The following is a 12,497-nucleotide window of genomic DNA, read 5'->3' as shown; positions in this document are numbered from 1 at the left end:
CGGTTGTAACGTTCAGGCATCATAAAAAGGAGAAGCTATGCTGGGTTTAAAAGCTGTTCATCATATTGCGATCATTGCGACCGACTACGCGAAAAGTAAGGCCTTCTACTGCGACATCCTGGGCTTTACGCTCATGAGCGAGGCCTACCGCGAGGAGCGTGACTCCTGGAAGGGCGACCTGGCGTTAAACGGGCAATATGTGATTGAGCTGTTCTCTTTTCCTTTTCCGCCTGCGCGTCCGTCCCGCCCGGAAGCCTGTGGCCTGCGTCATCTTGCCTTCAGCGTCGATGACCTGGATAGCGCGGTAAAACATCTGGAGGCGCACGGCGTGACGTGCGAAGCGATACGCGTCGATCCGTTCACTGACAAGCGTTTTACCTTTTTCAACGACCCGGATAGCCTGCCGCTGGAGCTTTATCAGCAGTAATGGTTGTCCTGTGTGATAATGCCCGCTCAGTTCGGGCATTTTTTATGTGTAATCTCCTATGACCTTACCCGCTATCGCACAAGCCGTTTCACCGTACCGCCAGCTGCTGGTGGGGTTTAGCGGTGGCCTGGATTCCACCGTGTTGCTGCATCGCCTTAAGCGCTGGCGCGATCGGGAACCTGACGTCCAGCTTCGGGCTATACACATCCACCACGGATTAAGTCCTCACGCAGAGGAGTGGGTGGCGCACTGTGAAGCCTTGTGTGCGGCCTGGGCGATCCCGCTCATCGTTGAGCGCGTCACGCTTGCGGAGGAAGGGCTGGGCATCGAGGCGCAGGCGCGTAAAGCCCGCTATGCCGCATTTGCCGGGGCATTACGTACTGGAGAAGCGCTGGTCACGGCCCAGCATCTGGACGATCAGTGTGAAACCTTTCTGCTGGCGCTTAAGCGGGGCAGCGGCCCGGCGGGGCTTTCTGCCATGCCAGCGCGTTCTGAATTTGCCGGCACAACGCTACTGCGTCCGCTGCTTGGCGAGACGCGTGCCTCACTGGAAGCCTGGGCGCGAGAACATCAGCTGAACTGGATCGAAGATGAGAGTAACCAGGATGACGGCTATGACCGTAACTTCCTGCGCCTGCGCGTCCTCCCGCTTTTAGGCGAGCGCTGGCCGCATTTCGCCGACGCGACGGCAAGAAGCGCCATGCTGTGCGCCGAACAGGAGTCGTTGCTGGATGAGCTGCTGAGCGACGAGCTGGCTGGACTCATTTCTGCCGACGGGGCGTTGGCGATCGCACCGATGAAAGCGATGAGCCCGGTACGTCGCGCCGCGCTGTTACGACGCTGGCTGGCCTTTCATCGCGCCGCGATGCCGTCGCGGACAATGCTGAGCCGTATTTGGGACGAAGTCGCCCTGGCGCGGGATGATGCTTCCCCGTGCGTCCATCTGAACGGTTTTGAGGTGAGACGCTATAAAGGCGAACTCTGGTGGATAAAATCCACGCCCTCACTGACCGATGTGGTGCTCGACTGGCTTTCTCCTGACGCACCGCTGACATTGCCCTGTGAGGCAGGACGCGTCTCTCTCCTGCCGTCTGGTCACGTGCGGCTGCCGAAGCCCGGTGAACCGGTCACCGTGCGCTTTAAGGCTGGCGGCATGCTGCATATCGTCGGGCGCAACGGGGGACGGAAGCTGAAGAAAATATGGCAGGAGTGTAACGTGCCGCCGTGGCTGCGCGACACCACGCCGCTACTGTTCTACGGTGAAACGCTTATCGCTGCGGCAGGGGTTTTCATCACGGAGGAGGGGTGGTCAGAAGAGGGTGTCCGTTTCGAGTGGCAGAAAGCGTAACGGGCAGCCAGGCTGCCCGTTAGTGTCATCAGGATTCGCTCACCACGACGGTGCCGATTTGCGGGTGGCTGAAGCTGGCTATTTTGTCCAGACGCAGCTCACGCGTCGCACCGGCGTCTTCCACTATCAGATATTCCACATTCTTTCGTGAAACCAGATCGCTGGCTTTCGCCTTCAACACTTCGCCATCTTTTAGCTCCAGCGTCAGTAATAAATGATGCTGGCAGGCGAGTTCGAGGTTGTCATAGTCATCACAGTTGATGGGTTGATAAGTATCATTCATCGACATAATCGCTCACCAGTAAATTCGCCGCAGCATACGCTGCTTTTTCCCTGACCGACTCTGAAAGGCTCTCATCAGAGGCCACTTCATTAAGCACCTTCAATACACAGCCCAGCGCGTCCGGGACATACCCCAGATCTCCGCTGGCGATTTCCGCATACCGTTTGCGAATTAACTCACAATAATTATTCACATCCCCTCCCGCCAGCGCACTGACTTACTGTGAGATATCATTAAGCCTACGAAGATAAACTCGGTTTAGCAAGGTGACTATACCATACTCATTTAAGCAATATCAGAGCCTTGATAGCGGTGTATTTAACACCCTGTAACAGCCTTTTGCCGCGGTTTTCGCTACAATGTGCGCCTGATTCGAATGGAGTTCTCTCATGGCGCTGAAAGCGACAATTTATAAAGCAGTGGTCAATGTGGCCGATCTGGATCGCAACCAGTTCCTGGACGCGTCGCTTACGCTGGCACGCCACCCCTCCGAAACCCAGGAGCGCATGATGCTGCGCCTGCTGGCGTGGATTAAGTATGCCGACGAGCGTCTGCAGTTTACCCGTGGGTTAAGCGCAGAAGACGAGCCTGAAGCCTGGCTGCGCAACGATCATCTGGGTATCGATTTGTGGATCGAACTCGGACTGCCGGACGAGCGCAGAATTAAGAAGGCCTGCACCCAGTCCGCTAAAGTGGCCTTATTCGCGTATAATCAGCGCGCTGCGGAGATCTGGTGGCAGCAAAACAAGAGCAAGTGCGGACAGTTTAAAAATCTCACGGTCTGGTATCTGGATGATGAGCAGCTGGCGCAGTTGAGCGAGTTTGCCAGCCGAACCATGGTTTTGCAGGCGACGATTCAGGACGGCGCCATCTGGCTCTCTGATTCTCAGAATAATCTGGAAATTCATTTAACGGCGTGGCAACCCGCGTCATGATCGTCTTGTCCCGAAACGTCAGCATTCCTGACAACGAGCTGGAGATCACCGCCATTCGTGCGCAGGGTGCTGGTGGGCAGCACGTCAACAAGGCGTCGACGGCTATCCATTTGCGTTTTGACATTCGGGCCTCAAGCCTGCCAGAGTATTATAAAGAAAGCCTGCTTGCCGCCAGCCATCACCTGATCACCAGCGATGGCGTGATGGTGATAAAAGCCCAGGAGTACCGTAGCCAGGAGCTCAACCGGGAAGCGGCGATAGCCAGGCTGGTGGCGGTCATTAAAGAGTTAACGGCAGTACAAAAAAGCCGCCGGGCAACGCGACCAACCCGCGCATCGAAAGAGCGTCGGTTGTCCTCGAAGGCCCAAAAATCCACAGTGAAAGCACTACGCGGTAAAGTTCGTCGCCCGACAGAGTGACGAAAGGGAACACACTTTTCATAAGGAATTCATTGTGAAAAAAGTATTATGGTCAGCGCTGGCAGCGAGTACGCTGTTTGCGCTTTTTGGGTGTAACAACCGCTCTGAAACGCAGGTTTTACAACCCACGCAAACGGAAGAATTAAAACCGATGCAGCAAAGCTGGCGCGGCGTATTGCCTTGCGCAGACTGCGAAGGCATTGAAACGTCTCTGTTCCTGCAAAAAGACGGCACCTGGGTGATGAACCAGCGCTATCAGGGCGCTAAAGAGCCTTCTTCTTTTGCGACTTATGGAACATGGGCGCGTACGGCGGAGAAGTTGGTCCTGACGGATACCACCGGTGAGAAAACCTTTTTCCGCGCCAAAGGTGAGGGGATGGAGATGCTTGACCGCGAAGGCAACCCGATTGAATCCCAGTTCAACTACACGCTTGCGCCGGTAAAAGCGGCTCTGCCCGCGACGCCGATGGCAATGCGGGGGATGTACTTCTATATGGCGGATGCGGCGATCTTTACCGACTGCGCAACCGGCAGGAAGGTCAGCGTGGCAAACAATGCGCAGCTTGAACGTGATTACGCTGTGGCACGCGGCAATGACAGCAAGCCGGTATTGCTGACGGTTGACGGTCACTTTACGCTGGAGCCAAACCCGGATAGCGGAGAGATGGTGAAAACGCTGGTGACAGATAAAGACGCGAAGTTTGTCGCGGGTAAAGACTGTAGCAGTAAATAAGCTGACGTTGAGCCATTAAAAAACCCCGCCTGAGCGGGGTTTTTTGTTTAGCCTTTGATGGCTTTCACCAGGTAATCAAGAATGTCGCCGGTCTTGATCATCTGTTTTTCGCCGCTGCGACGGTATTTGTATTCAATCTCATCGCTGTCGAGGTTGCGGTCGCCGATGACGACGGTGTGCGGGATACCGATCAGTTCCATATCGGCAAACATCACGCCTGGACGCTCTTTACGGTCATCCATCAGCACTTCGATACCCTGAGCGCGCAGCTCGGCATACAGCTTCTCGGCCAGCTCCTGCACGCGGTAAGACTTGTGCATGTTCATTGGCAGAATAGCCACCTGGAACGGCGCAATATTGTCCGGCCAGACGATGCCGCGCTCGTCGTAGTTCTGCTCAATTGCCGCAGCCACCACGCGCGTCACCCCGATACCATAGCAGCCCATGGTCAGGATCTGGTTACGGCCATCTTCACCCTGAACTGCGGCGTTCAGCGCGCGAGAGTATTTATCACCCAGCTGGAAGATGTGACCGACTTCGATGCCGCGCTTAATCATCAGGGTACCCTGACCGTCCGGGCTTGGATCGCCTGCAACCACGTTACGGATGTCAGCCACTTCCGGCGTCGCCACGTCGCGATCCCAGTTGATGCCGAAGTAGTGTTTACCGTCGATGTTCGCACCTGCGGAGAAGTCGCTCATTGCAGCAACCGTGCGGTCAATAACAACCGGCACCGGCAGGTTGACTGGACCCAGTGAACCTGGACCCGCATTCACCACGGCGCGGATTTCCGCTTCCGTTGCGAACGTCAGCGGGCTGGCTACCTGCGGCAGCTTCTCGGCTTTCACTTCGTTGAGCTCGTGATCGCCACGCACCAGCAGGGCAACCAGCGGGTAAGCGCTACCTTCGGCGGATTTCACCAGCAGCGTTTTCACGGTTTTTTCGACTGGCAGATTGAACTGCTCAACCAGCTCGGCGATGGTTTTCGCGTTTGGCGTATCAACCAGCGTCATCTCTTGCGTTGCCGCGCCGCGTGGTTCTTTTGGTGCCAGCGCTTCTGCAAATTCGATGTTCGCCGCATAGTCTGAAGAGTCAGAGAAGATCACATCGTCTTCACCGCTCTGCGCCAGTACCTGGAACTCATGGGATGCGCTACCGCCGATGGAGCCGGTATCAGCCTGCACAGCACGGAAATCCAGACCCATGCGGGAGAAGATTTTGCTGTAAGCCGCGTACATTGCGTCGTAAGTCTCTTGCAGTGATTCCTGAGAGGTATGGAAAGAGTAGGCATCTTTCATCAGGAATTCGCGAGAGCGCATAACGCCGAAACGTGGGCGAACTTCGTCACGGAACTTGGTCTGGATCTGGAAGAAGTTCAGCGGCAGCTGTTTGTAAGAGCTCAGCTCATTACGAATCAGGTCGGTAATAACTTCTTCATGCGTTGGGCCAAGAACGAACGGACGCTCGCCGCGATCGACGAAGCGCAGCAGTTCAGGACCATATTGTTCCCAACGGCCACTCTCCTGCCATAGGTCAGCGGGCTGAACCACAGGCATGGACACCTCGATAGCACCGGCGTTGTTCATCTCTTCACGCACGATGTTTTCGACTTTTTTCAGGACGCGCACGCCGGTCGGCAGCCAGGTATATAACCCGGAGGCCAGCTTGCGGATCATCCCGGCGCGCAGCATCAGCTGATGGCTGATCACTTCGGCGTCGGCAGGCGTCTCCTTCAGAGTGGAGAGCAGATATTGGCTAGTACGCATGTTGTTACGGTTCCATTTCGACGATTGGAACAGGCTGAAACACCAGCCTGACACAAAAAAAGTGGTTTAGTTTACCAGTGTGGCAAAGATGCCAAAAGAGAGGAGAACAAAATTACCTGGGTTCAAGGGCAAACACTTCAAAACCTGTCCCGGTGACGCGCCAGCGAACGTTAAAATCCATCAGCCAGACGGCGTACGTTTTTCCTGCTTCCTCTTCTTTACGGTAGGCTGGACGAGGGTCCTGTGCCAGAACTTCAGTGATGAAATCCCGTAAGCGAGGATAGCGTTTCTCCAGTTGACCGAGCTGCGCGGTTATCTCAGGCGTAAAATAAACCGGCATGTCCGCCTGCGGCGCGTCCTGAGCATAGCTTGCACGCGCGTCCGGGAGGGCTTCTGCGAAGGGCAAATAGGGTTTGATGTCGATTACCGGCGTGCCGTCTACCAGGTCCAGGCTACCTAACTCCAGTATCACCCGATCTTTCTGGCAGCGTATGCCTTTCAGTTCAACCAGCGACATGCCAACCGGGTTTGGGCGGAAGGTCGAGCGAGTCGCAAACACGCCCATTCTCGCATTTCCGCCAAGACGAGGAGGGCGCACGGTCGGACGCCAGCCGCCTTCCATCGTCTGGTGAAATACGAACACCACCCATAAATGGCTGAAAGCCTCGAGCCCGCGTACCGCATCGGCCTGATTGTAAGGCGCAATCAGGTGAAGCTCACCGCTTCCGCTGGTCACAAGACCGGGCTGGCGGGGGACGGCGAACTTCTCTTTATAAGGAGAGTGGATAACGCCTATCTGCTCGAACTGAAATGCACTCATTTCGCCGTGATGTTCAGCGCAGAACCGATGCAAACCGCCTGACGGTAGCAGCCCGGCGTGCCGCTGGTGACTCCACAGCTGTGCAGCAGGACCGCGTTGGCTTTCATTTTTGCGGCATTAATCTGCATACGTTTACGCGCTGTCGGAATATTCGGTGGTGAGTCCTGATTGGTCGCCTGACAGGATTCACCGCTCACTTCGCCCAGTTCACGGAACGGTTTACCGACGAGTTCGTCTGCTTTCGTGATAATGCGAACCGGCGCAGGGCGAACCACTTTCGGTTTCGCAGGCTCGGTTTTTGGCGGGGTTGCCGTGCTTTGAACAGGTTCAACGGGAGATCTGCTTAGCATAGAACAGCCGCTCAGCATGAGTGCTAAAAGACAGATCGGTAAAGCACGCATAATATTTCCTCAATGGATAATCAAAACGTCAGATATTGAATCAGTTGACTGCACAAATGACAAGACGGGCATAAGCCCGTCCTGATGATATTACACTGAGGTGAGATTACCAGCCTTTAACAGCGCCGCCGTTAAACACTTTGTTGGCTTCCTGGTAAACTTCATCAGACTGATAAGCCTGAACGAATTTCTTCACGTTTTCCGCGTCTTTGTTGTCTTCGCGAGTCACGATCAGGTTGACGTACGGGGAGTCTTTATCTTCAACGAAGATACCGTCTTTGGCTGGCGTCAGACCAATCTGGCTGGCGTAAGTGGTGTTGATCACGGCCAGAGCAATCTGTGCATCGTCCAGAGAGCGTGGCAGCTGCGGTGCTTCCAGTTCAACAATTTTCAGATTTTTCGGGTTTTCGGTGACATCCAGAACGGTTGGCAGCAGGCCAACACCGTCCTTCAGTTTGATCAGGCCCACTTTCTGCAGCAGCAGCAGGGAACGACCAAGGTTGGTTGGGTCGTTAGGCACGGCAACCTGAGAGCCCGGCTGCAGTTCGTCCAGCGATTTAATTTTCTTCGAGTATCCAGCAATCGGGTAGACAAAGGTGTTACCCACGCCCACCAGTTTATAGCCGCGATCTTTGATCTGCTGATCCAGGTATGGCTTATGCTGGAAGGCGTTAGCGTCGATATCGCCTTTGCTCAGCGCTTCGTTCGGCAGAACGTAATCATTGAAGGTCACCAGCTCAACGTCCAGGCCATACTTCTCTTTTGCCACTTTCTGAGCAACTTCAGCAACCTGTTGTTCTGCACCCACGATAACGCCCACTTTAATGTGGTTTGGATCTTTTTCGTCCTGACCGCAACCCACCAGTGCCAGAGAGCCGATCAGCGCGCCTACTGCTGCAAAGGTCTTTAATTTAAACGCCATGTTTTATCCTTAACTCGTAGAGTTTGTGTTGTGTGTAACGTTATTTGTGAGTAACGGTCCGGACGATGCGATCGCCAGAGAACTGGATTAAATAAACCAGAACAACCAGCAATACCAGAACGGTATTCATCACGGTAGCGTTATATCCAATATAGCCGTACTGGTAACCAATCTGACCTAAACCGCCAGCGCCAACAGCACCGCCCATTGCGGAATAACCGACCAGCGTGATGAGCGTGATGGTTGCCGCGTTCACCAGGCCTGGCAGTGCTTCCGGGAGCAGGACTTTGCGCACGATCTGCATCGGCGTGGCACCCATTGCGCGGGAGGCTTCAATCAGACCTGTCGGGATTTCCAGCAGGGCGTTTTCCACCATACGGGCGATAAACGGTGCTGCGCCTACGGTCAGCGGAACGATGGCCGCCTGCAGACCGATAGACGTTCCGACGATCACGCGGGTAAACGGAATCATCCACACCAGCAGAATAATGAAGGGGATGGAACGGAAGATATTCACCAGCGCAGAGAGCGTACGGTACAGCTTCGCGTTCTCAATGATTTGACCCGGACGCGTCACGTACAGCAATACGCCGACCGGCAGGCCAATCACAAAACCAAAGAAGCCAGAGACAAAGGTCATTGCCAGCGTTTCCCAAACGCCGCGAACCAGCAGCCACATCATCGGCTCAGACATAACCCAGTACCTCTACTTTTACGTGGTGTTCTTGCAGCCAGGCAATCGCGGCCTGGGTTTCTTCTTGGGTGCCGTGCATTTCTGTCAGCATGATGCCGAACTTCACGCCACCGGCGTAATCCATCTGCGCGCTGATAATGTTGTTGTTCACGTTAAAGCGACGCGCGGTTTCGGAAAGCAGAGGAGCGTCAACGGACTGACCGGTGAACTCCATGCGCAGCATCGGGACGCTGTCTGCCGTCGGTTCGGTTTTCAAACGCTCCAGATAATCTTCCGGGATATCCAGATGCAGGGTGGACTGGATGAACTGCTGTGCCAGCGGCGTCTTCGGATGCGAGAACACTTCACTTACCGTGTCCTGCTCGATCAGCTCACCGTTGCTGATGACCGCCACGCAGTCGCAGATGCGTTTCACCACGTCCATCTCGTGCGTAATAAGGAGGATCGTCAGGCCCAGGCGACGGTTAATGTCTTTCAGCAGTTCCAGAATCGAACGCGTGGTTGCCGGATCGAGTGCGCTGGTGGCTTCATCACACAGCAGCACCTTAGGATTGCTTGCCAACGCGCGGGCAATGGCCACACGCTGTTTTTGTCCACCGGACAGATTTGCCGGGTAGCTATCATGTTTGTCGCCCAGACCCACGAGGTCGAGCAGTTCGGTGACGCGACGCTTCACTTCTTCTTTTGGCGTGTTATCCAGTTCAAGCGGTAAGGCAACGTTGCCGAACACGGTGCGGGAGGCCAGCAGGTTAAAGTGCTGGAAGATCATGCCAATCTGGCGACGCGCTTTGGTGAGTTCTTTCTCTGAGAGGGCGGTAAGTTCCTGGCCGCCAACTTCTACGCTGCCCTGAGTTGGGCGCTCAAGCAGGTTAACACAACGAATCAGCGTGCTTTTACCTGCACCCGATGCGCCAATGACGCCATAAATTTGACCAGCAGGAACATGCAGGCTGACGTTGTTCAGCGCCTGAATGGTTCGGTTCCCCTGCTGGAACACTTTGGTGATATTGGAAAGTTTAATCATTAGATTATTTTTATCGTATGTAAGTTAGCCGTGGCATTTTCTTCTGCCAGATACGGGTGATGACCGTAAACAAAACGGATGTTAAGGCATCCAGACGTCTAAATCAATCCAACTCTGTACGATGAGCACTTTATTGCGCTGCGATTCATGAGATACTAGTCGAACATGCCTTTTTCAGGAGCAAACCGGTGGCAAAATCAGTACCCGCAATTTTTCTCGATCGTGACGGCACTATTAATGTGGATCACGGTTATGTCCATGAGATTGATGAGTTCGAGTTTATCGAGGGCGTAATAGATGCCATGCGCCAGCTGAAAGAGATGGGCTATGCGCTGGTGGTGGTGACGAACCAGTCTGGTATTGCACGCGGTAAATTCACCGAAGCGCAGTTCGAAACGCTTACGGAATGGATGGACTGGTCGCTGGCCGACCGCGGCGTGGATCTCGACGGTATCTACTATTGTCCGCACCACCCGCAGGGAACGGTAGAAGCGTATCGCCAGACCTGTGACTGCCGTAAACCGCATCCGGGGATGTTCATCTCTGCGCAGGAGTTCCTGCACATTGATATGTCTGCTTCTTATATGGTGGGCGATAAACTGGAAGATATGCAGGCAGCCGCCGCAGCGGGTGTAGGGACCAAAATATTAGTTCGCACCGGTAAGCCAGTGACGCCAGAAGCAGAAAATGCAGCGGATTGGGTGATTAATAGTCTGGCCGATCTGCCAAAAGAGATTAAAAAGTACCAAAAATAGCCTTTTTGGCGAAAAGATGAGCGGTTGAAATAAAAATGCATTTTTCCGCTTGTCATTCCTCGGCGGCCCCCTATAATGCGCCTCCATCGACACGGCGGATGTGAATCACTTCACACAACAAGCGGTTCGGTTGAAGAGAAAAAATTCTGAAATAACGGGTTGACTCTGAAAGAGGAAAGCGTAATATACGCCACCTCGCAACGGTGAGTGAAAGCCGCGTTGCACTGCTCTTTAACAATTTATCAGACAATCTGTGTGGGCACTCAAAGTGACATGGATTCTTAATGTCTTCGGACAATAAATGAATACTCAAGTCTCTGAGTGAACATACGTAATTCATTACGAAGTTTAATTCACGAGCATCAAACTTAAATTGAAGAGTTTGATCATGGCTCAGATTGAACGCTGGCGGCAGGCCTAACACATGCAAGTCGAGCGGTAGCACAGGGAGCTTGCTCCTGGGTGACGAGCGGCGGACGGGTGAGTAATGTCTGGGAAACTGCCTGATGGAGGGGGATAACTACTGGAAACGGTAGCTAATACCGCATAACGTCGCAAGACCAAAGAGGGGGACCTTCGGGCCTCTTGCCATCAGATGTGCCCAGATGGGATTAGCTAGTAGGTGGGGTAACGGCTCACCTAGGCGACGATCCCTAGCTGGTCTGAGAGGATGACCAGCCACACTGGAACTGAGACACGGTCCAGACTCCTACGGGAGGCAGCAGTGGGGAATATTGCACAATGGGCGCAAGCCTGATGCAGCCATGCCGCGTGTATGAAGAAGGCCTTCGGGTTGTAAAGTACTTTCAGCGGGGAGGAAGGTGTTGAGGTTAATAACCTCAGCAATTGACGTTACCCGCAGAAGAAGCACCGGCTAACTCCGTGCCAGCAGCCGCGGTAATACGGAGGGTGCAAGCGTTAATCGGAATTACTGGGCGTAAAGCGCACGCAGGCGGTCTGTCAAGTCGGATGTGAAATCCCCGGGCTCAACCTGGGAACTGCATTCGAAACTGGCAGGCTAGAGTCTTGTAGAGGGGGGTAGAATTCCAGGTGTAGCGGTGAAATGCGTAGAGATCTGGAGGAATACCGGTGGCGAAGGCGGCCCCCTGGACAAAGACTGACGCTCAGGTGCGAAAGCGTGGGGAGCAAACAGGATTAGATACCCTGGTAGTCCACGCCGTAAACGATGTCGACTTGGAGGTTGTGCCCTTGAGGCGTGGCTTCCGGAGCTAACGCGTTAAGTCGACCGCCTGGGGAGTACGGCCGCAAGGTTAAAACTCAAATGAATTGACGGGGGCCCGCACAAGCGGTGGAGCATGTGGTTTAATTCGATGCAACGCGAAGAACCTTACCTACTCTTGACATCCAGAGAACTTTCCAGAGATGGATTGGTGCCTTCGGGAACTCTGAGACAGGTGCTGCATGGCTGTCGTCAGCTCGTGTTGTGAAATGTTGGGTTAAGTCCCGCAACGAGCGCAACCCTTATCCTTTGTTGCCAGCGGTCCGGCCGGGAACTCAAAGGAGACTGCCAGTGATAAACTGGAGGAAGGTGGGGATGACGTCAAGTCATCATGGCCCTTACGAGTAGGGCTACACACGTGCTACAATGGCGCATACAAAGAGAAGCGACCTCGCGAGAGCAAGCGGACCTCATAAAGTGCGTCGTAGTCCGGATTGGAGTCTGCAACTCGACTCCATGAAGTCGGAATCGCTAGTAATCGTAGATCAGAATGCTACGGTGAATACGTTCCCGGGCCTTGTACACACCGCCCGTCACACCATGGGAGTGGGTTGCAAAAGAAGTAGGTAGCTTAACCTTCGGGAGGGCGCTTACCACTTTGTGATTCATGACTGGGGTGAAGTCGTAACAAGGTAACCGTAGGGGAACCTGCGGTTGGATCACCTCCTTACCTTAAAGAACCTGCCTTTGTAGTGCTCACACAGATTGTCTGATGAAAAACAGCAGTAAA

14 protein-coding genes and 1 rRNA gene are annotated in these 12,497 nt (G+C 54.3%); 7 read left to right on the top strand and 8 right to left on the bottom strand.

What is annotated here, in order from left to right; genetic code table 11:
• The first annotated feature begins 37 nt into the window (after positions 1–37).
• Complete coding sequence (locus NQ230_RS19030) at positions 38–427, top strand: VOC family protein (protein ID WP_121425067.1); 390 nt, start codon at positions 38–40, stop codon at positions 425–427.
• A gap of 58 nt (positions 428–485) precedes the next feature.
• A complete protein-coding gene (gene tilS / locus NQ230_RS19025; protein WP_257258654.1) occupies positions 486–1,775 on the top strand; it encodes a tRNA lysidine(34) synthetase TilS in 1,290 nt (429 codons plus the stop codon).
• 28 nt (positions 1,776–1,803) lie between these two features.
• Here tilS and rof read toward each other — a convergent pair whose 3' ends face one another.
• Complete coding sequence (gene rof, locus NQ230_RS19020; RefSeq protein WP_008501890.1) at positions 1,804–2,064, bottom strand: Rho-binding antiterminator; 261 nt, start codon at positions 2,062–2,064, stop codon at positions 1,804–1,806.
• Positions 2,051–2,251, bottom strand: coding sequence for a YaeP family protein (locus tag NQ230_RS19015; protein WP_008501889.1), 201 nt, complete (start codon positions 2,249–2,251; stop codon positions 2,051–2,053). Before NQ230_RS19015 ends, rof begins: the two co-directional genes overlap by 14 nt.
• A gap of 196 nt (positions 2,252–2,447) precedes the next feature.
• Here NQ230_RS19015 and NQ230_RS19010 point away from each other — a divergent pair, with 196 nt between their 5' ends.
• Genes NQ230_RS19010 through nlpE form a run of 3 tightly spaced genes read left to right on the top strand, consistent with a single transcriptional unit; the run spans position 2,448 to position 4,145 of the window.
• Positions 2,448–2,993: a YaeQ family protein gene (locus NQ230_RS19010; protein ID WP_063145198.1), complete on the top strand. Its 546-nt coding sequence runs from the start codon at positions 2,448–2,450 to the stop codon at positions 2,991–2,993.
• Positions 2,990–3,412, top strand: a complete 423-nt coding sequence (gene arfB, locus NQ230_RS19005) for an alternative ribosome rescue aminoacyl-tRNA hydrolase ArfB (protein WP_028018285.1) — start codon at positions 2,990–2,992, stop codon at positions 3,410–3,412. The genes NQ230_RS19010 and arfB overlap by 4 nt, the downstream gene beginning before the upstream one ends.
• Positions 3,413–3,446: 34 nt before the next feature.
• Positions 3,447–4,145, top strand: coding sequence for an envelope stress response activation lipoprotein NlpE (gene nlpE, locus NQ230_RS19000; protein ID WP_121425069.1), 699 nt, complete (start codon positions 3,447–3,449; stop codon positions 4,143–4,145).
• A gap of 47 nt (positions 4,146–4,192) precedes the next feature.
• Here the strand turns inward: nlpE and proS are convergent, their stop codons facing one another.
• The 6 genes from proS to metN form a co-directional block, all read right to left on the bottom strand.
• Positions 4,193–5,911 carry a proline--tRNA ligase gene (proS, locus tag NQ230_RS18995; protein ID WP_023334587.1) on the bottom strand — a complete coding sequence of 573 codons (1,719 nt, stop codon included), beginning with the start codon at positions 5,909–5,911 and terminating at the stop codon, positions 4,193–4,195.
• Between the two features lie 112 nt (positions 5,912–6,023).
• The gene (gene tsaA / locus NQ230_RS18990) at positions 6,024–6,731 is read right to left on the bottom strand and encodes a tRNA (N6-threonylcarbamoyladenosine(37)-N6)-methyltransferase TrmO (protein WP_159515558.1); all 708 of its coding nucleotides are present in this window, start codon (positions 6,729–6,731) and stop codon (positions 6,024–6,026) included.
• Positions 6,728–7,132, bottom strand: coding sequence for an envelope stress sensor lipoprotein RcsF (rcsF, locus tag NQ230_RS18985; protein ID WP_257258650.1), 405 nt, complete (start codon positions 7,130–7,132; stop codon positions 6,728–6,730). The genes tsaA and rcsF overlap by 4 nt, the downstream gene beginning before the upstream one ends.
• 106 nt (positions 7,133–7,238) lie before the next feature.
• Positions 7,239–8,054, bottom strand: a complete 816-nt coding sequence (metQ, locus tag NQ230_RS18980) for a methionine ABC transporter substrate-binding lipoprotein MetQ (RefSeq protein WP_014168729.1) — start codon at positions 8,052–8,054, stop codon at positions 7,239–7,241.
• Between the two features lie 40 nt (positions 8,055–8,094).
• Positions 8,095–8,748, bottom strand: coding sequence for a methionine ABC transporter permease MetI (locus NQ230_RS18975; RefSeq protein WP_014168730.1), 654 nt, complete (start codon positions 8,746–8,748; stop codon positions 8,095–8,097).
• The gene (gene metN / locus NQ230_RS18970) at positions 8,741–9,772 is read right to left on the bottom strand and encodes a methionine ABC transporter ATP-binding protein MetN (RefSeq protein WP_023334590.1); all 1,032 of its coding nucleotides are present in this window, start codon (positions 9,770–9,772) and stop codon (positions 8,741–8,743) included. The genes NQ230_RS18975 and metN overlap by 8 nt, the downstream gene beginning before the upstream one ends.
• Before the next feature lie 188 nt (positions 9,773–9,960).
• Between metN and gmhB the strand changes: the two genes are divergently transcribed.
• Together gmhB and NQ230_RS18960 are read left to right on the top strand one after the other, a co-directional pair.
• Entirely contained in the window at positions 9,961–10,527 is a 567-nt protein-coding gene (gene gmhB / locus NQ230_RS18965; protein ID WP_121425071.1) for a D-glycero-beta-D-manno-heptose 1,7-bisphosphate 7-phosphatase, read from the top strand.
• A 370-nt stretch (positions 10,528–10,897) separates the two neighbouring features.
• Positions 10,898–12,437: ribosomal RNA gene (locus tag NQ230_RS18960) — 16S ribosomal RNA — on the top strand.
• Positions 12,438–12,497: the final 60 nt, after the last annotated feature.

It is taken from the genome of Enterobacter asburiae (assembly GCF_024599655.1).
Lineage (GTDB): Bacteria > Pseudomonadota > Gammaproteobacteria > Enterobacterales > Enterobacteriaceae > Enterobacter > Enterobacter asburiae_D.
This window is presented reverse-complemented; position numbering and strand designations above follow the sequence as displayed.